The following is a 20,631-nucleotide window of genomic DNA, read 5'->3' as shown; positions in this document are numbered from 1 at the left end:
TTCTGTTTCTTGACTTTCTTCTACTATAACTCCTGGTAGGTTTAGCAACTTAGTCAGTAATCTATTCTTCATCTCTTTGATGCTTAACACTTCCCTAATAATTTAGCACAGTAAGTACGGAAGAACCTCAATTCTTCAACTGCATCAGCAAAATCATCTACACTTTTTAATCCATTTGACAAACAGTAATTCAAAGCTTTTTCACAACGATTTCTCAGATAATTTAAAATCTTTGTACCTTCGGGTGTGTGGGGGGTAATGTAATTACCTTGGCTGCGGTTTCGATTTGATGCTGTCTTTGTCACCATAATAAAAAAATTGAAACAGATATTTCTATGAAATTTGAGATGTCGTTTAGAGACTTCCTCATATTAGGTAGTTTCTCACCAGAAAAATAACCCCCTCCAATTGGAGGGAGTTTAGTCTTGAAAGCTCTATATCGCTGTAGTTAAACTTGTGATTGTGCCATTTCCGGTGTTTTTGGTTTGTTAGGTTCGAGAGTAGGTTCAAAAACTTGTGCCAGTAATTTATCGCAGTTGCTTGGTGAAAGTTCCTTAATAATTCTGCCAGTTTTCAAATCAGCAGCAAAAACGGAACTATCATCTTTATCATTAACCCAGCATCTAAGATTGTTACGAACTTCCCTAATTTTCACGTTCCAATCACCCATGTCAAACTCAGTTTCTCCGGTTTGTTTGTAAAGGTCGTAAATCGCCTCTTTAAGTAATTGTGAAAAACCCGAAGAATCTAGTTGACCCTGTTCATTTTTTACGTCATTAGCAGCTATTTCATTTTTGATTTCTGGTTCAACTGTCTGAGTTAATTGTACAGATTTGGGGTCGATATTCAACAGCAAGCTACTGCCTTTTGAGGAAGGTTCAATAGTCGCCTCGAAGGTAGCACCAATTGGTAGTTTAGGCGAATTAGCAGAAAACATTGCTAATTGTTTCCCATCAAGAAGGACGATAGGACTACCGTTGTACCTTAAGTCAGAACTGTTAAAGGAACCGACTGAAAAAGTTAGTTTCCGGTTTTTCCATTCTCGATTGCTAAAATCGATATCTTTGCAATCATTGTGTTTCTGTCCAATCAATTCGGCGCGGTCAAATTGAAAGTTTTGTAGTTGCTGGCAGATTTCATCTGTAAACAAGTTGAGTACTAATGCTGCTTTAGGTGTTTGATGTTGAGACTCCAGCCAGGTATACTCGGTAGGTGCAACAATCCGCGAACTAATATCTTGAATTCGACCTAAACCATCACGATAAGTTAAGTCCAAGTTATCGATGTCATTTATGTTGTTACCGTACCGTTTTTCCAAAAGGTCAATTAGCTTATCACTAGGGTCGAGTAACGCAAAGTTGACCATCGGTAAACTGGGATGCAATGTGGCTTCGTATTGAATGTTTTTGCTATCTAGCCTCTCTTTCCACTGTTTAGCTAAATCTTGAACGATTGGTTTTCGTTGCTTGTCCGTGACAATTTTACCTTTATCATCTTTGACAAATTCCTCAAAGGGAACGCTAAGAATGTAGGTATCTTTAGGTAATGCTGAGTGCAATTGTTGGTAATCCGATTCTAGATGAAATTCAATCTCAAGTTGACGGGATAATTCCTTACAAGCTTTACGCGGAACATCTAAATTGGGATTGGTAGTTTCTAAGTACCACATCGCACTAGCTGCTAAAAAGCGTTCTTCAGGATTGGAAAAAGCTTCTGCCACATCGCTTCTCAAACTTTCGTACAATTTGCTAACCGCTTCTTTCAAGTTGGTAGGACTATCGGCGTGCAATTCATAGATTTCACCCATACTTTCTCGATAGCGTTCCTTCACTTCTTGCGCCCAATTTATGTAATGTTTCTCCCAAGTTTCTCGTTCGTCTAAATCTGATGGTGGACTAAAAAGGTAACGAAATTCATCACGATGGCGACTCTGAAGACGAGTCGGTTCCCAAGCTGGATTGACAGCAACTTTTGCGATCGTACTAATTGCTGTACCATCTTCTGTAGGTAGCGGTACGCTTTTGTATAGTCTGAGGTCGTCTTTGAAATCGAACAGGTAGCAAGGATGTTGTTGAGACCACTTGGAAGCTGTTTCTAGTAGAGTGGGGTGGTGGTCTTCTAGCCTAGTAGCACTTTTAGGGCTATCGACTTCGATTTGAAGTGCATCGAATAATCTACTTAGTAATTTCTGTTTCCGTTGATTGAATAAACCCTCTGGTTGTCCTGCTTCCGGTGCAGAAGATTGTACTCGTCCAATCAAAGTGGCTACCCAGCCGATTTTGTTTTTAGCGATCGCCACCGCAATCTGTCTGAGTTTGGTATACTTACGCTTACCATCTTCGTCTGTGGCTTGAGTGTAGTCAATTTTGGGGCGTTTTTCAATCGCTTCGTATTGATTTTCATCATTAGCATGAAGGGTTTCTTGGGCAATATGAGGTAATCTGGAAGCAGGTGTAACTACCAATTGGTCGCCATCAAAATCGCATTGGTGATGCTGCATGGCTTGGTCAGGACGAATGAAAACACAACCTTTGTATTGCATGAGTTCGGGTTTTTGTTTGTTGTTCACGGTGTAGCGGCGAATGTTGTCTTTACTAACAATGGGATAGCGAGTAACGATAACTTCCGTTCCATGTCGTAAATGAGGTGCAACAATCGTTCCAGGTAACAAATCTTCACCAGGTTGAGCCATTGCGGAACCATGATGAATGGCACCTTTGATAGCTAAATCTTTCCATTTTCTAGCAAGTTGTTCTTGCATGAAGTCAACAACTTTGGGAAAGTCCAGTAATTGACCTAATTTGTCATTTCTCAGAATAGAGATAAGCCGAGATTCGTGGCGTTTAGTTTGCTCGTCACTTAGTTCGTTCAATGAGGTTTCTGTGTCATCTGCGGTCTGTCGGAAAGCTGCTTTTTTGTCATGCTGTTCGACTAAGTATTTAGCAAGTTGTATGCGATTATTCTGTAAACTTGCTAATTTTTGAGCCTCAGCTTTAGTAGCAGGAACGATGTCAGCTTCAATGGCTGATTCTGAGTACCAAATTGAGAATTGCCAAGAATTTTCGTACTCGGTTGTTTTAGCATTACCACGATTTCCTAAAACAATTTGGGGAAATTCGTAATCACCGCAAGGAATTAAAGAAGCAAGTTGGTTTTTGGCAATTCCTTTGATAGAAGAGCGGTCTAGAATAATATCATAGCCGGAATTATCAGTTAATTGAGCGTCAGGTAGCAAGGTTCCTTTAGCTAAGAAACTAATCTCTGGAGTTGGACAATCTTCCTGCGACCACTCTTTCATCCATGCCATACGAAATTGAAAGGGTCGGTTATGAATTCCTCCAAGTTGTTGAGCTAAAGCGGGTGAAATTTTCCCATGACAGTCTCCAGTTTGCCATTTTTTAGCTAACGCTTTTTCGTTGGGATTATCGCTTTGAGAGTCAACAATTTTAACTTTCAATGTTTGCCCATCTGTGGAACTATCTAAAAGTTGCGCTCCTTGAGTACAACTGCTGACTAGTAGAGAGCCATAACGACAGGCGTGGTCGGGTTGAGTGGCAAAGATACTTAATAGTTTAGTTGAAAGTTGTTGGTCAGCGAAGTACACATTTTTACCAGAACTAAAAGAGCTTCTTCTAGGGATATCATCAGCAAAGTCAATGTTTTTCAGAGGGTCGTGACTGGTATCGTTTGGGTCAGGTTTAACAATTACTAACGATGTTAACTCGGATGGTTCAAAGAGCAGTTCGAGCAGGGAATTTCTCAATACTTCCGGTTCGGCTTGATAGCGACCTGGAGTTTTTCTATCGGTCAATGACATATCAAATACAGGGATTCTCAGACCTTCTCCCTTGGCTAATTCAGTGTAGCGATGAGGGGCAATGTTTTTCATAGTTTCAAATGACTGAATCACAACTAGGTTGAGCGTGGCAATTAAGTTTGAGCCAATAAAACCTGCTGATGAATGATTTTTATCCCCTCCAATTGGAGGGGATTTGTCTAAGAAATTCTGTGCTAATCTAAATCAAAGATTAGCATCAAGTTAGAAAGGGGGTAATGTGAAAGTAGCCCGTATGACTAGAGCAATGGAAAGACAAAATCAGTTGTTTTCCGAAGCTGTATTTTCTGAATATGAAACAGATGAAATTGGGAAACTAATTAAGGCTAAAGAGAGACAAAACCTGATGTCATTAAACCTGTTTAACGTTACTCAAGAACAAGTAGAAAATCCATTGTATTGGATTAATTTGTAGAGCCGCGTTTTTGGCGTTTTGATTTGCTTGGTTCTACTTGGTTAGCCTGATATTGGGGTAAACTACTGGGAAGAAAGCTGTAAATAACTTTACGTTTGCGGTAAATTCTTGTACCATCAACAGGTATTCCTTGTTTCCAAGCATTAGCAATTGCCTTTTTGTCAGGAGAGATTATGGTTTTAGTTTCGACACGGCAATAGGATTCAGGGAGTTGAGAAGGGTCAACCAAAACTTCACAAGTCGGGGGATTTTCTGTGACAGTAATCCGACGCTGTTTGCCAATCATTTCTGAAGTTAATAAACCTTTTTGATTGAAGTAAATAATAGTGTGGTCTAATCGTTGTCTCCATCCTTCAAGTTTATTAATAGCGGCTTGATGCAGGTCTATTAAAAACTGCATTCTCGCTTTGATAGCAGCAAGTTCTGCATCAATTTGGTCGGCTAGTTCAGCTTGAGCGTCAATGCAGAGTTCTTGGTTTTCTTGATTGTGCCAAATTGATTGCAAAAGTTGGTCAATTTCTTCAGGAGTTTGTGTTAGCTCTAATTGCTGCCAAAGTTGAGCAGCAATCATTGAGGTTTGTGCTAAAGATTGAGTAGCGAGATTCATTAGTAACTTCCGTTAATACAGGTATGATAGTAATCGCGTTGGGCTTCGATTAGGGCTAAAATTGCTTCAGTTTCCGCGTCTGTAACGATGGGATTCGGTTTTTCAGTTGGTGGTTTTCTGCGAGTAAATTTTGGCATTTTGTCAATAGCTTTTTCATCCGAAAGCGCGTTCGCGCTCTGAAAATAAATGAATTATCCTATAGTGTTTTACCCAAAGGTTATCGCTCATTTTTGTTGTCAATATTCTTTAGTTATAAAAGAAGAAAATCAAGTAACTTTACCACCTAATGGCAAGGAAAAATCTCAAGTAAGCAAACCAATAGTTGTGTTATCTGTTGAATGGTTTGGGTTAATTTGGTTATTGTGGTTAGCTGGTGTAATAGGGCTTCCATTACTAGCTGTTTCTTGGGGTTGGTCGGGGATTGAGTTGTTGTTACTTGTTGCTGCTTATAGTTGTTTGATGGCAGCTAGTTATACATATTTATTTGGTTATCGTAATCAACTACTTTCTCAATATCAGTTGCAGTCGAACGAGCATCGAAAACCAGAAGTTTACTCTAATTCTTTACCTCAAAAAACCTTAATTAATTCTGAAATGCGCTGTAAATTATTGGCAAATTTGATGAAAAATCGAGTTAACCCAATAGGTCGTTCTTCAGCTAGACAAGGTGTAAGTGAAAAAGAATTTATGCAGGATTTACAGCGTTACTTTCCAACTGTTATGCAGGGGCTTGAGTTTAAGATTCCCAGATCGAAGAAGTGTTACTCAGCAGACTTTATTATTCTGCATCATAGCTCAGGAATTGGCATTGATGTGGAGGTAGATGAGCCTTATGCTGGTATTTCTAAAAAACCGACACATTGTTGGGATGATGACAGTGACTATCGTCGCAATCAATTGTTTAATGAGTGGAGTTGGATTGTGGTACGGTTTACGGAAAAACAGGTAGTGCAAGCACCGTTAAGTTGTTGTAAATTCATAGCACAGGTAATTTGGGAAGTGACGGGCGAGCGTTCTTATTTGGAACTACTAGAATCGCAACCAGATTTACTTCCCGTTAAGCCTTGGACAATCAAAGAAGCTAGACAAATGGCTAAACAGAAATATCGTCAAAGCTATTTGCTGGAGCAGAAAAATCATAAATAATTCATCGTTGGCACGCTTACAACTCAAGCCTCTTAGACTTAAGATAGAAAACTATAAACTGTTTATAGGGAAGGTAGGTTCTGATTACTGAGTGCGATCGCTTTAGGACAAAGGTGATGAAAAGACGATTATTATAGAGAATTAATCAGGCGTTTCAATGACGATATGCTAGTTGCCATTAACCTACTATGTCTCAGGAACCGAAGCTACCCGATCTAGAAAAAGTCAAGCAGACTTCAGCCAAAATGAAGGAAATCTGCGATAGAGCCGATGCAGGAATTTTAGTTTTAAATAGTTTAATTGCCCAACTTGAAGAACAAATTCACTCTTCACCGCTATATCGCTACCGATTGAATAGAGCCAAGCAGTTGCTCAACATGAAACCAGACACTTCCGAAGGTACAGAAGTTTGTAGCTGATCGGGACTAAAGATAGTGAAGGTACAAGCAGCTTAAACTAAAACAGAAATGGAAAAGCTAACGGAAGAAACAGCGGTTGATTTGATGCAACTGATGCTGGATGAAGATTGGGTTAGAGAAGCAGTTCGCATTGAGGAAGAGGCGGGATGCGATATTGGAGCGGTTACTTCATCCTTATCGATCGAGTTGCAGCACACTTTAACCGAGTTGAATGATGCGGTCGCCCAAGTAGCTCACAGTGGCAATTCGGAACAAACCAATCGGGTACGCGATCTGCTTGTTCAAGTAAAGCGTGAGATTTACAAGCTGCTTGCAGAACAGTAATGAATTGCTGAACTAAATTTAAGTTTACATCGAACTGAAAGTCAATTGAGAGCGCGATTCCAAGTAGTCAACCGTCGTCTTTTGAGTTCTGCAACTATCAAAGGATGTTGCTCTAAATTCGGGTTAGTTTTGACGATCGCTATTGCCATCTTACGAGCTAAATTCAGCAAATCCTCATCATCCAATATATTAGCTAGAGCAAATTCTGAAATACCCGACTGCCGATAGCCCATCACAACACCAGGCCCACGCAGCCGCAAATCCATTTCCGAGATAAAGAACCCATCAGTGGACTTTTCCAACACCTCAAGACGTGCCTTAGCTTCTGCGGTTTTACTGGTATTGAGCAGCAGACAATAGGAACGGTGCGAACCTCGACCGACGCGACCCCTTAACTGGTGCAGTTGAGCTAAACCAAAGCGATCTGCGTGGTCGATAAAAATGACTGTGGCGTTGGAAACATCCACACCGACTTCTACTACAGTAGTGGAAACAAGTATCTGGGTTTTGTTGTCACGGAAGGAGTTGAGGGCTTCATCTTTCTCGGCTGATGTCATCCGACCGTGCAGCAAGTCTACGTTAAATTCGGGAAAGATTTCTGTTGATAATCGCTCGTATTCTACTACGGCTGCTCTCAAATCCAGCTTGTCCGATTCTTCGACCAGGGGTAGGATGATGTACGCCTGATGACCTTGGAGTACTTGATGATGAATAAAATCATAAGCTGGAGCGCCTTGATTAATCACTTTAGTATGGATCTTTTGTCGCCCCGGTGGTAACTCGTCAATCTGACTGACATCCAAATCGCCGTGTAGTGTCAGTGCTAAAGTACGCGGGATGGGAGTCGCGGTCATTGTCAGTACGTGAGGTCGGTTTCCCTTGTTGAGTAAATTTTGTCGCTGCTGCACTCCGAATCTGTGCTGTTCGTCGATAACTACCAAACCGAGTTGATGAAAGTTAACCTTTTCTTGCAGCAGCGCGTGAGTTCCGACCAACACAGACAGTTCGCCAGTCTCCAGTTGAGCGTGGATTTCTCGGCGTTTAACAGTTTTGGTAGAACCTGTTAGCAACTCAACAGAAACGCCAAGTGGTTCAAACCAAGTGGCAATTTTCCTATAATGTTGTTGAGCTAGTACTTCTGTAGGAGTCATGAGTGCGGCTTGGTAGCCGGACTGAATAGCAGCGAGGATAGCAACAACTGCAACAATAGTTTTACCGGAACCGACATCCCCCTGTACCAATCGGTTCATCGGGGTTTTGGAAGTCATGTCATTGAGAATATCGTCGATGACTCGATGTTGAGCCGAGGTAAGCGAAAAGGGAAGTTGAGAGTAAAACTGTTCCAGTAGTGGGCCAACAGGAGCGATGTTTGTAACAGCCTCACTTGCCAAAAGTTGATGGCGACGCAAGAGAAACGATAGCTGAAGATAGAAGAATTCATCAAATACTAGACGACGGCGGGCAGCTTCTAGTTGAGATTCACCAGGGGGTTGGTGGATAAAAGCGATCGCTTCCGTTAATTCCATCAAACCATGTTTTTGTCTGAGATCCTGTGGCAATGGGTCAATCAGTAAATTGAGAAGTTCCAAAGCAGAGGATACGGCATCTTGAACGAGTTCGTTACTCACTCCTTTCGTTAACGGATAAATTGGGATGATTGAGTTTTTCGTGTTTCTGGCTTCATCCAGGTCAATTAATCGAATTTCAGGTGAAGTTAAGACCATTCCGTAATAGCGATCGGCCTTGACTACACCAGATACAGCAACAATGCTTCCATGAAGGTACATTGAAATTTGCTCATTTCTCCACTTTTGTGTTTGATAATAGGGATGATTGAAGAAACGTTTGCCAGCTATTCTCCCGGTTTTGTCATTAACAATAATTGTCTGAATTGTTAGTCGGGGATTTTTAGGCGGACTGATAATTTCGTGTTTCTTGATTTTGCCTACTATGGTGACAGAATCGCCTATTTGTAAACTCGATATTTTGACTCTTTGATATTTGATATAGTCGCGGGGGAAGTAAAGCAGCAGGTCGAGAATTGTATTAATGCCAAGTTGTTCGAGCAGTCGGCAATTGTTTCTGCTTAAACCCGGTAGCTGATGAATGGGCGAATGCAGGTTCATGAGATTTAATAATCAGTATTGAAAGCATTCGTTGGGCTGCGGTAGCAGCAAGAGATTCCAGCAATTGTTGGAGAGGTAAGTTGGCTCGAATTTTGATGAGATGGAATTCGGTTTGGGTAGAATCTGTGGAAAAGGGTAAGTTTAGGGATTAGATACTAGAGCGAACGTTTAATTCTCTAAAATAGAACTAACTAGAATAGTTTTAATAAAGTATATTAAATGTCGAAAACACCCCAGAAGACAACTACTCAAGCCGCAGATGAAGCATTCATCCCGACAATGAGGGAATTGGTGAGAGCATACCAAGCCTTTTCTGCTTACTCAGAAGCCCATGTCCGGCAATTTGATTTAACACCAGCCCAGTTTGACGTAATTGCAACCCTGGGAAATACTAACGGTATGAGTATGGGAGAAATTGGTGAGAAAACCTTAATTACTAAGGGAACCTTGACCGGAGTGATCGATCGCCTCATCCAAAAACAATTAGTTTGCCGAGAAATTCCCGCTGATAACCGCCGTAGCGTAATTGTGCAATTAACTCAAAAAGGACAACAGGTATTTGAGCAGGTCTTTCCGGTTCATATTGCCCATCTCAAAGAGCGGTTTGAAACACTCGAACCCTCGGAGCTAGAATTGCTCAAAGTCTTACTGAGTCGGTTAAAACAGGCATTCTAAAATTAATTTTTGCGTTATAGTTCTAATTAGAACTGTTCTAGAAAGAAATATGAAGATGACAATTCGCGATCCCGTTCCCCCTGAGCAATCGATGAATACTTTACCTGCAATATTTTTATCGCATGGAGCACCGGATTTAACCATTCGAGAGGGTACTGTCAGCCACTTTCTACGCTCTCTCCATCAACAATTCCCCAAGCCAAAAGCCATTCTGGTGATCTCCGCGCACTGGCTGACTATTCACCAATGGTGAGTGCTGCCAAGCAACCCAGAACTATCCATGATTTTTCCGGGTTTCCCGAACCACTTTATCAGCTAAAATATCCTGCCCCAGGTGCGCCGGAACTTGCCGAGCGCATCGTTAGCCTACTCGCCCAGGCAAACATTCCCTGCGATATTCATCCCGAACGGGGATTAGATCATGGAGCTTGGACACCATTGATTCTGGCTTATCCAGCCGCCGATATCCCTGTTACCCAGCTATCGATTCAGTACTACCGCGACCCTTTATATTATTGGCAACTAGGACAGGCACTAGAACCTTTACGACATGAGGGAGTGTTAATCGTCGGCAGTGGCGGTACTACCCACAATTTTTATGCCTTTGATGAAGATTACCATGCAGAGCCTCCATATTGGGTGCAACAGTTTGATGAATGGCTGGCAAAGACAATTGAACAGGGAAATTGGGAAGCCCTGATTGGGTATCGGCAACTGGCACCTTTTGCTTCCGAAAACCACCCCACAGAGGAGCATTTGCTGCCTTTGTTTGTCGCGTTGGGCGCTGGAGGTGCAACTGCTAGGGGAATACGGCTGCATCGTAGCTACACTTACGGCGCTTTCAGTATGGCAGCTTACGCATTTAAGTAATTAACAGTAGAACTATTTAAGGATAAACAATGGCACTTGGTCAACTAGTCAACGGACAATGGACGACACAATGGGCAGAACGGGATGAATTGGGTCAATTTCAAAGAATGCCAACCCAATTCCGTCACCCGATTACAGCGGATGGTGCGAGTGGGTTTAAAGCCCAAGCAGGTCGCTATCATCTCTACATTTCTTTAGGCTGTCCTTGGGCGCATCGCACGGCAATTTTGTGGAAACTGAAAGGGCTGGACAATATCGTGGGATTATCCATTGTCGATCCAGTTATTAGTGAGCAAGGTTGGCAGTTTTCAGATTATCCTGGGTGCATTCGGGATACAGTCAACCAGGCTGAGTATTTGTGGCAAGTGTATGTTAAGTCATGATCCTGATGTCCAATCCGTTTGTAGTGTCGATCATGTGAAGCGACTCTACTATGCAGGTTTGCCAGAACTGAATCCCCATCGAATTGTCCCTGCTGGCCCAGATATTAATTTGATGCTACCGCACACTCGTTAACAGCGATCGCTCCTCTACCCAACTAATTTATGGTCAACAAACCAGACAGATTTAGCTAATGCCTTGCATCATTATCGGTTTGTCTGCGAGAACTCCTCCTGACTCTCTCGGCTTTTCGCCTTTTTTCAGCCAGCCCTACTTAAACCATAAAAGTAATTTACATAACTCAGTATAATTGTGCGCCATGGCGCACATTTTCAGTAGCGAGCGACTGCACCAATTGCTGTAATACTGATTCTGGCTTGGTTTATACGTTACCCTGGAAGCGGCGCGACGAGCCGGAATGCGAGCGATTGACGTAGCGAATATTCGAGGGAAGGTTATGAAGCAGAAATCTCTTCCTGCCTGGATTGGTGTAGCTTTGGCGTTCTATTCTTTTATTGCGATCGCCATTGCTGAAAGTGGTTTAGGCGTGCTGCTACCTTCCATACTCACCACCTACAATTTGACGACGGCAACTGTGACAATCTTGTTTTTCAGTCAAATCAGCGGTTATGTTGTGGCAGCACTCACCAGTAGTTTATTGAGTTATCGCATCGGATTGGCAAAGATGATTTTGCTAGCTGCCATAAGCGTCACCAGTGCTTTATGTATCTATGCTTCGACCGCTTATTGGTCTGTGATGGTGATTACCGGAACGCTCTTGGGGTTGGGTATTGGGCTAATCGATGCAGGTATTAACACCTTTATGGCACAAGAGCAGCGCAATGCTCATCTGATGGGATTGCTTCATGCCTTCTATGGTATTGGTGCACTTTTGGGTCCTGCCATTGCCACTACTTTGCTAACAATGGAAATGAGTTGGCGATCGATTTACTGGGTATTTGCTGGAATGGTTGGGCTGTTGGCACTCGCCATGACCTGGGTCGTTTTTGGGCGTTACCCATTGATGAATTCGACAAGCTACGCTCCTGGTCAAAGTGCTCGAACAAATCTTCGTTTGGCACTAAAAAAACCAACTGTGTTAGTCGCAGGTTTGCTATTGCTAGTTTATGTCGGTACAGAAGTATCGTTGGGAAATTGGGCTTTCACAGTGCAAACCATGAGTCGTGGTACACCTGTGGCGCTTGCTGGATATAGTATCACTGCTTACTGGTTCGGGTTAACGCTGGGACGATTGAGTATGGGACAACTGATGAAAAAAGTTGGCGCAACTCGACTGATTGATGGTTCTTTGGCATTACTCACAGGAGGTTTGTTGATTTGGTGGTTGTTCCCCCATCAACTCTGGAGTTTACCTCTGATTGGGTTGGCTTTGGCTGCAATTTTCCCGACCACTATCTGGCTGATGCCGCGTCGAGTTCCAGTGGCACTTGTTCCGGCGGCGATCGGCTTTTTATCCAGTGTCGGTAGTATTGGAGCAGTGAGTATTCCCACCGCAGTTGGTTGGCTGGCTGATAAAGTCAATTTAGAAATTATTCCCGTACTCATGATCCCGCTGGCAGCCGTTATGGTAATTTTGCATCGCTGGTTAGTCAAATATGCACCATTTGAAGGTTAATAATCAGGTTTTTCCCTAGTTAATGTGCCAAATTTTTAGAAAAATCTTGAGAAAGTTAGGATATAAATTTTTATTCAATTTCTAGCTGCGTTTGCAGTTTTTGTTGTTTGTCAAAAGCGGAGAATTTTTCTACATCTAGTTCGGTAATTTGAGCAGCGTGTAATTGATAATTACCATTGGCATCAAAAGTAGCTTTAATGATTTCGCCCCTATCAACATCTGTAATTGATAGCGTTAGTTGGGGTTGATGCCATGAAATTTGGTATTGACCGAGCGAAATTTGCTCTGATTCGGCGGCAATTAAAGCATCTAAAGCTATCCCAATTATCACATCTGTGCTTACATCTGTATGCGTGTTTGATTCGGGTAAAGATTTGTCCGTCAACCCCTCGGTAGAGTCAGTTATTATTGCTTGTACTTGTTGTTGCGTTAGCATTTTCAGAAGTTCGTTATCTTCTGAATCATAGCTAATGCCTCGATATTTCTGTAATCCATGAAAAGTGTATGTTTTGCCTAATTGAGTACCATTAAAAGCTATACCATTTAGTTGATAGGAAATCCCTTTAATGCAGCCAGTTCTTGTCATTCTAATTTGTACTTCTACATCTTCTTGCTGCAATCGTTCTATCAACTCTGGCATAGTTGGATTATCGTGAGTACATTGCTCTATTAGTGCTTGCAATTGGACTCGCACGCTCTTTTGTCCAGTATCGCGATTTTTCCTATATTCTCCAGTTGTCTGCGCTCGTTTCTCTGATTCCCAACTAGGTGCTAAAACTTCTAAGTTGTATTTAGCTTCCAATGCTCGAATCACATCTTGGCTTTTGTAATAATCCCAGCTATCATCAACAACTGTTCCATCAAAACGAATCCGGCTACCTACAATATGGATGTGGTCATGTTGAGTATCGGTGTGTTTAACTACAACATATTGATTATTATCAAATTCCATTGCTTTCATGTAGTCGTTTGCTACACTACACCAACGTCGCTCGTTCTCTACATCTGAATCAAGTTTTTCTCTTGAATCTACAGACAAAGTAGCATGAAAGACTGCCATTTTGAGATGTGGTTTAAGTTGTCTGGTAATAGCAAATTCGGTACTAAGTGCTTCAGCAGTTTGTCCGCACATAGTACCACCAATTATGTAAGCGCCTTTCTTACCAAGTACGTAATCGAGACAGCCACGAAATCCTTTACCTTTAATTTGTTTGCCAACCATTTATCCTTGAGTTGATTGAGCCAGTGCATTGGCAATGTTTTGAATTAAAGTTTGATTTTCTTTGAGTAGTTGTTGAGTGTTTTGTAATAATGCTCGATTGACAGCGACGGGTTCTCCTAACATGACAGAGGTATTGCAGGCTTTGGCAATCTGATTAAGGTTGTTACCAGCTTGACGTAGTTCGCTATTAATTTGGCATAAAACTTGGTACGCTTTCAGGTCGAATGCTGCTAAAGGACGAGGCATTGCTCGTCTTGTGACCGCACGACGGACAAATTCACTCATGCTGAGATTAACTTCCTGGGCTAAAGTCTGGATTTGTTCGTAATCCGCGTCAGTTAACCGAACATGAATATGATTTGACAGCTTTTTGTGATGTTTAGTTTTGGGTAATGGTTGAAGTTTCATTGCACTAAAAAAGGTAATATCTTCCCCATCTTGCAAATGTTATGAACTTACAAACATATTGACCTCTACTGACAAGGTGGTTTTTAGACCCTCCAATTGGAGGGGATGATTGGGGATAGCGATGGATTTGAACAAAAGTGTTGAGTCAGTCCCTAACATTCAATCTTCGATTTGGTTAGGTGCGTTCAAGCTCAGTGATTATTGTTGGTTTTTATGAATGCGATCGCTTCGCTAAAGTACCAAGTTACTCAGGTAACTAAGCTTAATATATTGTTAATTTTGTAGTATCTGTACCTACAAAATGTAATTAAAGATGATAAAAATCTTAAACTGTCTTTATCCTCCGTTGCGGTTAGGTTAACGCAAAAGGAGGGTGACTTATGATTATTATACAGATAATGAAAAGTCAAATTGTGATCACAATGCCATTGCTTGCTACTACCGATGAAGCGTCATTTTTGGTCATTTCGTTAACTGCATTTTTCTGCAATTCCATGCAATTCTGTGCAGTTTTATGCAGTTTTGTGCAAAATATAACTGGATGAAGAAGAAGCAATTTACTCAAAAAATTGCATGGATTTGCATAAATTTGCACAAAACTGCATAAACTTGCAAGCTAGATTGACCCAAAAGAAGTTATTTTTCGGGTTTTTTATCAGTCAGGTACGTTTAAGATTTTTTTAGACTTTAGGATGAGCGAACTAGTACATAAAAGAAGTCAAACCGATCGCTCTGAGCATCCCACGCCACCAATAAAAACCAAACAGCGCCGCATAAGATAGCATCCCCAGAACACCCACAGATAAAGTCGGCTCTCCCGTACCTATTGGACTTTGGACAAAAGAAAAACTGCTTCGCGAGTTCATAGCGCGAAGTAAATATAATTAATAATGAAGAATTAGGTTAATTTAAGCAGCAGTCTGTGTGGGAGACGGGTTCTTTTTCATCTTTTTAGCCTTTTTAACTACAGGATGTCGTTTTCTTTTCTGTTTGGAGTCACCTGATACCCGTCCACTGGAAAAACCACGGGTTTTCGGACAAACAGAGGGAGTACCAATCGTGCGAATAATTCGGTAGAAGTCTCGTTGCACTAAGCTAGGTGTGACAGAATGATGAGTTTTTTTGTGATAAGATTTCTCTTTTCGGGCGAGGTAAGACTTCCACTAAATCTCTGGCTGCCCATAGTTGAATATAAGCCAGCTGTGTCAATTGCACCCAGTTTTCTGAATGCTCTACATCTGGGGTTTGAAATGAATTCATTAACAAACGTTGTTTACTGAAACGCAAAGTATGTTCCATATCAAACCGTTGTCGGTAAGATAAATAGCAGTCCATAATAGTTAATTCATTTCGGCGTTGACCAAGCACAATTAACCACATTGGATGCCATAATTGCTGGCTTTGTTCATCCGTTACCCTCACCTGTAATAAAGTAAAAGGATGTTGGTGCATCGGATATTCTTTCGTACCACGCATCAACATTTGATGCCAAGCAGAAATGTTTAATTGTACTGGTCGCTCACGACGAGTAGTAAAATTTATCTGTACTGATTCATCAGGTTGATGCCAAGTAGCGTTATCTTTTAAATCAAATCGCTCCCCATACCAAGGGCGATGTCCACGACCGGAATTAGTTTCTTCAGTGATGGGTGGTTGGCAATAGAAAACGCGATTACTACGCACTCTCGTGATTAGTACTAAATTAGATTGCTTTGAGAGTGCATCCAGAAATTGGCGTTGGGAGTAATAACTATCAGCTACCAATACGGATAATTGTTCTTTTTCAAAGGCCGGACAATCATGAAGTACTGTATCTACTTGGTCTACTCCCACTGCTATACTGTTAGTACCAGATGTGACTCGTTGAGAGTTTAATGGTATTGACCAAGGGATATTTTGAGTGCTTTCAGCTTCGGGTAAAAATGATAAAAGAGAATACTGATGCCCAATGTTAATCGGTTTATTACCTTTAATAGTGTTTGGTTGATGGATGTATGTCCGGTCTGGTAATGTAGGGGAAAACGGTCGTGGGATGGGGGTTGTGTCCAAACCAAATAAATGAAAATTTCTCGTAGTCGGGGCTTTAATTAATGAGGAAAGGGCTTTGAGTAGAGATTTTTGAAATTGTTTTCTTTCTGCAACTGCTGCATTAGGGCTACTCGGTACAAAAAATTGTTTAATCGCTTTATATAAAGCACTATAACCGCGACGGAACGAAGGATGCTCGCATAATTCTACTGGCGGAAAGAGCCGTGATATTTCCCGTCATAGCATCCAATAAATCCATCAAGCTGTCACGATTAAGAGGGAAGTTAGCGTAAACATCTTGACGAAATTGCTGAAATTGAGCGAGTTGGTCTTTACAGAATATGGTAGACATCAAAAAATGGTAAAAGAGAGTTTTCGTTAATAATAGCCGCGAAGTATTTTACCATTTAATTACACATTCCTTTTCTATCTAGTTATGAAGCACGCCAAGCAAAAACTGGCTCCCAACTTAGCCAAAAGAGCAGAGCGTTTAACTGCTACTATCGCGGCCTTAAAAGTTAACATTCAACAAATTTACGATGAAGGTGAGGTAGCTCCCAAGGGGTGCTATGTAGCTCGTTATCAAGTACGACAACAGCAGAAAATTTATTGGTATTATAAATTACAAGCGACCGAACCGATTTTTGAGCAAGCATTCATATCCCCAAAAGAAGAGTAAGTATAAACATTTGGGACGGGCCTTTTGTGAGGAGCATATTACCGCAGTAATCCAGGTGGTTAGACGTAATCAAATTGACGAACTTGAACGGACGATTAATTCTTTAACTAACAGTTTACTTGACTTATATTATGACGGTGAAAGTGAAATTATTCCCGATAAGCTTGATTGATTAGTTCCTAAATTTCTCACCTCACGTTTTGACATTAAAGCTTTTTAAACAATAAATTACTTCGCTTCCACTCATCGCGAAACACTTTTCTTCTTTGTCCAAAGTCCAATTCTAAGGAAATTCTGAATAGAAAATTTTTACTTTGATACAAGAAAGCCTTTGTGTCAGAAGAACGAATTGAACAGGCGCTACTTATTTTACAAACCTTGAAGGCTACCAGCTTAATTCCTCTTTAAATAGGGGAATTACCACCCCAACTGCTTAATGATTTCATCGGCAAGATGCAAAACATTGAACGGCTTGAAGATGACTCCAGCAAGGTCGAAAGGGCACAATTTTAGCCAATCGTCTGATAGGTCGGTTGCAGTGAACAAAATCACTGGGATCGACTGCGTGATGGGGTCGGTCTTTAAAGTTTGCAGCAGAGCCAGACCCTTCCCATTCAGATTGAGATCCAGCAAAATCACGTCAGGTTGCTGCCCTTTTGCTTGCTCTAGTCCCGCTTGTACAGACTCAGAGGTGAGAACCGTCCAACCCTTGAGTCGTTCTAGCGTCACTTTAACAATGCGGCTTAGTTCAGGCTCGTCGTCAACGACAAGAATGCAGCGATCGCCATAAAAAGAGGACATTATATTTAGGGTTACTCCATATAGTTGGAACACGTTTTATCATAGAAATTTAGTCTGGTATTGGCAGCGTGAAGTAAAATTTGCTGCCCCTCCCTAATTCACTCTCTGCCCAGATGCGTCCGCCATGCAGTTGCACAATCAGCCGACAGATTGACAGCCCTAATCCTGTCCCCCCCTTTTGGCGAGAATCAGACATATTAACCTGTTGAAACTGCCCAAAGATGGTTTCTAGCTTCTCACTTGGAATGCCCCGTCCCTGGTCGGTCACTCGAAATAAAACCTGCTGAGGTTGCGGTTCTACATTAACGGAGACGGTGGTTCTGGCAGGAGAAAATTTGACGGCATTGTTAATTAAATTCACCAGCACTTGCACTAGCCAATCCGGGTCTGCCCAAACCTGAATGTTTCCAGTGGACGATCGCAAATCAACCTGGTTCGCTTCTGCCAGGTTTTGTACACTGGAGAATGCCTGTTGCACGAGAGTCGCCGCCTCACACCATTGCTTTTTCAGTTCCACCTGTCCTGACTCCAGTCGGCTCAGTGCCAGAACATCGTTAACCAGTCGCACCAATCGCTCGATATTGTTGTTGGCAATGCCCAGCATCTCTTTCGCCGTTTGGGGATCGTCATCTAAAACTCCGGTTGCCACGAGTCCCAGCGCCCCCCGGATTGAAGAAAGCGGTGTGCGAATTTCGTGGCTGATGATGGCAATGAATTCACGCTTCATCCGTTCTAGCTCACGCTGTTGAGTGACATCCCGCACTATCAGCAGCCCACCGTTATGCGTCTCACTGCCGCCGTTGAGCGGTGAATAGCGGGCTTCGATCCACTGGCGCTGTCTGGTTTTGGGGTGGGTAAAGTGAAACTCAAAGGTCGTGACGGTTTTTTCTATGCCGGGATGAAAGTCTTGCAATGTTTTAGCGTCCAGGAGAACGGAAAACACGTCTACTCCACGTCTGCCCATGACATCTTCCTGCCGCAGTCCAGTCATCTGTTCCATTGCGGGGTTCCAGAGGGTGCAACAGCCGTCAGCATCAAAGGCAACAATGCCGTCTACGCTGCTGGTAATGAGCTGGAGCGATCGCTCCTGTTCTTGGCGCAGGGCATTTTGCAACCGCACCTGGGCAGAAATGTCACGCCCCTCAACGATCACCCAAAGGATTTGATCGGTCTTGATCGCATAGACGGGTTTTGCGGATACATCAAAGGTGTGGAGGTTGCTACTGGCATCGAGAATGTTAACTTCTTGCTGGAAAAGCTGTCCGGCGGCAGCCTGAGCAACTAACGTTTTGGCAAGTTCCTGAAGTTCGGCGGTGGCATTCCAGGAGGGGAATTCCCAAAACGGTTTGCCAATGACAGCCTCACGCTCCACGTCCGCGAAGGTTAGCGGATTTTGATTGACTTCCAGCAACATGCCATCGGGGGTGAGCAAGCCGAGAAACTGATACATTTGGTCGAAAGTAGCCCGGAATTTGGCTTCGCTTTTCTGGAGGGCAATTTCTGCTCGTTTGCGATCGCTGATATCCACCACCACGGCAACCGCAGATTGAACTTGACCGAAGGCATCCCGAACGGGTGACACACTTTTGCTGACCCAAACTTCAGAACCATTCTTGCAGATGTAACGCTTCTCAATGGTAAAGTCAATGCCTTCGCTGGCTAGGTGCTGGTATAGCTCAATGTTGTGAGGTAAATCGTCAGGATGGGTGATGTCCTGCATCCGCTTGTGTAACAGCTCCTCCCTGGAATAGCCTGTAATCTCGCAATATTTCTGGTTGACCAGGATGAATTGACGCGAAATATTGGTTTGGGCAATGCCCACTGTTACCTGATTGACGATCGCTCGGAACCGCTCTTCGCTCTCGAGCAGTGCCTCCTCAGACTGCTTGCGAGCAGTGACATCTAAGGCAAGCGACAGAATAGATATCAACTCACCTGCCTCATTCCTCAAGACAGAGTTATACCACTCGCAGTAAACGATGGAGCCATCTTTGGTATAGTTGCGGCTATCCATCATTTTGGACTGTGTATCCCCATCCACCAGGGGTGCAATGACCTCTCGGCGAGCGGCTGCTTCATCTTCAGCATGGACAAATCCCATATCGATCAGGCGTTTGCCAAGCACCTCCTGGCTTTTCCACCCAAAAATGTTTTCCGCCTGCGGTGACCACTGCATAACCCGCAATTCGGAATCAAACTCCATCACAGCGAGTGGAGAGTTCATGACGTGATACGTCAGGCGTTGGTGAGCGACACGCAGTGCCTCCTCAGACTGCTTGCGAGCCGTGATATCTCGATAGAAAATGCCAAGCCCCTCCTCAGAAGGGTAGGCGTGAATCTCCAGCCAGACATCATAACTGGGCGGCAAGTAATAGTGATGCTCAAAGTGAACCGGAATCTGCTCCGTCATTGCCCGTCGGTACTGATGCTCGAGTTGGCTACCGACGGATGCGGGCCATTCCTCCCAATGTGTTTTTCCCAGCACTTCTGTCAGTGGTTTGCCGTTGATTCGTTGCGCTGCCGCATTTTGGTGGATAATCCGCCAGTCGCGATCGAGCGCCGTAAACGCATCCGTCATGTTTTCCAGCAACTGATTAATGCGGTTGTAGGCAGCCTCAGCCTGCTGTTGAGCCGCTTCACTGATCAGCCGCAGTTCCCGCTCTTGCTGCGCCGCCTCTTGACGCATCCGAGCCATCTTGAGTGTTGCCTCAACTCGCGCCAACAGTTCCCGCGCCGAAAAGGGCTTGATCAGGTAATCATCCGCTCCGGCTGCCAGTCCTTCAATTCGCGATTCTTCTCCAGCCCGGGCAGACAGCAGCATGATGGGAATCTGTTGAGTGTCTGGGTTCGCCCGCAGCGCTTGTAACAATCCAAAGCCATCGAGGTGAGGCATCATCACATCGGTTAAGACCAGATCGGGCATCTGCTGCCGAAGAGCGGCTAAGGCGGCGACTCCATCCGACACGACTTCTACCTCATACTGTTGATTCAATAAACGCCTCATATAGTCGCGCATATCGGCATTATCGTCAGCAAGGAGGATGCGAGAAGGGCGGGCG

General features: G+C 43.1%; 22 protein-coding genes. 10 read left to right on the top strand and 12 right to left on the bottom strand.

Annotated elements, in window-relative coordinates; translation table 11 throughout:
- Positions 1 to 83: 83 nt before the first annotated feature.
- Together IQ264_RS24155 and IQ264_RS24150 are read right to left on the bottom strand one after the other, a co-directional pair.
- A complete protein-coding gene (locus IQ264_RS24155; RefSeq protein ID WP_193983662.1) occupies positions 84 to 308 on the bottom strand; it encodes a hypothetical protein in 225 nt (74 codons plus the stop codon).
- Positions 309 to 448: 140 nt separating this feature from the next.
- A complete protein-coding gene (locus IQ264_RS24150; RefSeq protein ID WP_193983661.1) occupies positions 449 to 3,889 on the bottom strand; it encodes a hypothetical protein in 3,441 nt (1,146 codons plus the stop codon).
- Positions 3,890 to 4,055: 166 nt separating this feature from the next.
- Here IQ264_RS24150 and IQ264_RS24145 point away from each other — a divergent pair, with 166 nt between their 5' ends.
- Positions 4,056 to 4,250 carry a hypothetical protein gene (locus IQ264_RS24145; protein ID WP_193983660.1) on the top strand — a complete coding sequence of 65 codons (195 nt, stop codon included), beginning with the start codon at positions 4,056 to 4,058 and terminating at the stop codon, positions 4,248 to 4,250.
- Here the strand turns inward: IQ264_RS24145 and IQ264_RS24140 are convergent.
- Both IQ264_RS24140 and IQ264_RS24135 read right to left on the bottom strand, forming a co-directional pair.
- Positions 4,240 to 4,857 carry a siphovirus Gp157 family protein gene (locus IQ264_RS24140; RefSeq protein ID WP_193983659.1) on the bottom strand — a complete coding sequence of 206 codons (618 nt, stop codon included), beginning with the start codon at positions 4,855 to 4,857 and terminating at the stop codon, positions 4,240 to 4,242. The two genes, IQ264_RS24145 and IQ264_RS24140, sit on opposite strands and share 11 nt — an antisense overlap.
- On the bottom strand, positions 4,857 to 4,994 hold the full coding sequence (locus IQ264_RS24135; protein WP_193983658.1) for a hypothetical protein: 138 nt from the start codon (positions 4,992 to 4,994) through the stop codon (positions 4,857 to 4,859). Before IQ264_RS24135 ends, IQ264_RS24140 begins: the two co-directional genes overlap by 1 nt.
- 49 nt (positions 4,995 to 5,043) lie before the next feature.
- Between IQ264_RS24135 and IQ264_RS24130 the strand changes: the two genes are divergently transcribed.
- The 3 genes from IQ264_RS24130 to IQ264_RS33155 all read left to right on the top strand — a co-directional run bounded on the left by IQ264_RS24130 (position 5,044) and on the right by IQ264_RS33155 (position 6,746).
- Positions 5,044 to 6,003 (top strand): hypothetical protein, encoded by a 960-nt coding sequence (locus IQ264_RS24130; protein ID WP_193983657.1) that lies wholly within the window; start codon positions 5,044 to 5,046, stop codon positions 6,001 to 6,003.
- Between the two features lie 188 nt (positions 6,004 to 6,191).
- Positions 6,192 to 6,422, top strand: a complete 231-nt coding sequence (locus IQ264_RS24125) for a hypothetical protein (protein ID WP_193983656.1) — start codon at positions 6,192 to 6,194, stop codon at positions 6,420 to 6,422.
- A 48-nt stretch (positions 6,423 to 6,470) separates the two neighbouring features.
- Positions 6,471 to 6,746, top strand: coding sequence for a hypothetical protein (locus IQ264_RS33155; RefSeq protein ID WP_228061773.1), 276 nt, complete (start codon positions 6,471 to 6,473; stop codon positions 6,744 to 6,746).
- A gap of 41 nt (positions 6,747 to 6,787) precedes the next feature.
- Here IQ264_RS33155 and recG read toward each other — a convergent pair whose 3' ends face one another.
- Positions 6,788 to 8,872: an ATP-dependent DNA helicase RecG gene (gene recG / locus IQ264_RS24115; protein WP_193983653.1), complete on the bottom strand. Its 2,085-nt coding sequence runs from the start codon at positions 8,870 to 8,872 to the stop codon at positions 6,788 to 6,790.
- Between the two features lie 219 nt (positions 8,873 to 9,091).
- Here recG and IQ264_RS24110 point away from each other — a divergent pair, with 219 nt between their 5' ends.
- The 5 genes from IQ264_RS24110 (at position 9,092) to IQ264_RS24090 (ending at position 12,434) form a co-directional block, all read left to right on the top strand.
- Positions 9,092 to 9,547, top strand: coding sequence for a MarR family winged helix-turn-helix transcriptional regulator (locus IQ264_RS24110; protein ID WP_193983651.1), 456 nt, complete (start codon positions 9,092 to 9,094; stop codon positions 9,545 to 9,547).
- Positions 9,548 to 9,793: 246 nt separating this feature from the next.
- Positions 9,794 to 10,417 (top strand): DODA-type extradiol aromatic ring-opening family dioxygenase, encoded by a 624-nt coding sequence (locus IQ264_RS24105; RefSeq protein WP_228061772.1) that lies wholly within the window; start codon positions 9,794 to 9,796, stop codon positions 10,415 to 10,417.
- A 29-nt stretch (positions 10,418 to 10,446) separates the two neighbouring features.
- A complete protein-coding gene (locus tag IQ264_RS24100) occupies positions 10,447 to 10,800 on the top strand; it encodes a hypothetical protein (protein WP_193983649.1) in 354 nt (117 codons plus the stop codon).
- Positions 10,787 to 10,933, top strand: a complete 147-nt coding sequence (locus IQ264_RS24095; protein WP_193983647.1) for a hypothetical protein — start codon at positions 10,787 to 10,789, stop codon at positions 10,931 to 10,933. The genes IQ264_RS24100 and IQ264_RS24095 overlap by 14 nt, the downstream gene beginning before the upstream one ends.
- A gap of 322 nt (positions 10,934 to 11,255) precedes the next feature.
- Positions 11,256 to 12,434, top strand: a complete 1,179-nt coding sequence (locus IQ264_RS24090; RefSeq protein ID WP_193983645.1) for an MFS transporter — start codon at positions 11,256 to 11,258, stop codon at positions 12,432 to 12,434.
- A 70-nt stretch (positions 12,435 to 12,504) separates the two neighbouring features.
- On the opposite strand, the gene IQ264_RS24085 is transcribed toward IQ264_RS24090, so the two are convergent.
- The 5 genes from IQ264_RS24085 to IQ264_RS24065 all read right to left on the bottom strand — a co-directional run bounded on the left by IQ264_RS24085 (position 12,505) and on the right by IQ264_RS24065 (position 16,444).
- Positions 12,505 to 13,656: a relaxase/mobilization nuclease domain-containing protein gene (locus IQ264_RS24085; RefSeq protein ID WP_193983643.1), complete on the bottom strand. Its 1,152-nt coding sequence runs from the start codon at positions 13,654 to 13,656 to the stop codon at positions 12,505 to 12,507.
- Entirely contained in the window at positions 13,657 to 14,064 is a 408-nt protein-coding gene (locus IQ264_RS24080; RefSeq protein WP_193983641.1) for a plasmid mobilization protein, read from the bottom strand.
- A 701-nt stretch (positions 14,065 to 14,765) separates the two neighbouring features.
- Positions 14,766 to 14,930, bottom strand: coding sequence for a hypothetical protein (locus IQ264_RS24075; RefSeq protein WP_193983639.1), 165 nt, complete (start codon positions 14,928 to 14,930; stop codon positions 14,766 to 14,768).
- Positions 14,931 to 15,159: 229 nt separating this feature from the next.
- Positions 15,160 to 16,245 (bottom strand): transposase, encoded by a 1,086-nt coding sequence (locus IQ264_RS24070; protein ID WP_322744799.1) that lies wholly within the window; start codon positions 16,243 to 16,245, stop codon positions 15,160 to 15,162.
- 16 nt (positions 16,246 to 16,261) lie between these two features.
- Positions 16,262 to 16,444, bottom strand: coding sequence for a hypothetical protein (locus IQ264_RS24065; protein WP_193983637.1), 183 nt, complete (start codon positions 16,442 to 16,444; stop codon positions 16,262 to 16,264).
- An 84-nt stretch (positions 16,445 to 16,528) separates the two neighbouring features.
- On the opposite strand from IQ264_RS24065, the gene IQ264_RS33150 reads away from it, so the two are divergent.
- Positions 16,529 to 16,771 carry a hypothetical protein gene (locus IQ264_RS33150; protein WP_228061771.1) on the top strand — a complete coding sequence of 81 codons (243 nt, stop codon included), beginning with the start codon at positions 16,529 to 16,531 and terminating at the stop codon, positions 16,769 to 16,771.
- 417 nt (positions 16,772 to 17,188) lie between these two features.
- On the opposite strand, the gene IQ264_RS24055 is transcribed toward IQ264_RS33150, so the two are convergent.
- Together IQ264_RS24055 and IQ264_RS24050 are read right to left on the bottom strand one after the other, a co-directional pair.
- On the bottom strand, positions 17,189 to 17,572 hold the full coding sequence (locus tag IQ264_RS24055; protein WP_193983635.1) for a response regulator: 384 nt from the start codon (positions 17,570 to 17,572) through the stop codon (positions 17,189 to 17,191).
- Between the two features lie 49 nt (positions 17,573 to 17,621).
- The gene (locus IQ264_RS24050) at positions 17,622 to 20,615 is read right to left on the bottom strand and encodes a PAS domain S-box protein (protein ID WP_322744798.1); all 2,994 of its coding nucleotides are present in this window, start codon (positions 20,613 to 20,615) and stop codon (positions 17,622 to 17,624) included.
- Between the last annotated feature and the right edge of the window lie 16 nt (positions 20,616 to 20,631).

Origin of the sequence: [Phormidium] sp. LEGE 05292 (genome assembly GCF_015207735.1) — a bacterium.
GTDB lineage: Bacteria > Cyanobacteriota > Cyanobacteriia > Cyanobacteriales > Aerosakkonemataceae > Floridanema.
This window is presented reverse-complemented; position numbering and strand designations above follow the sequence as displayed.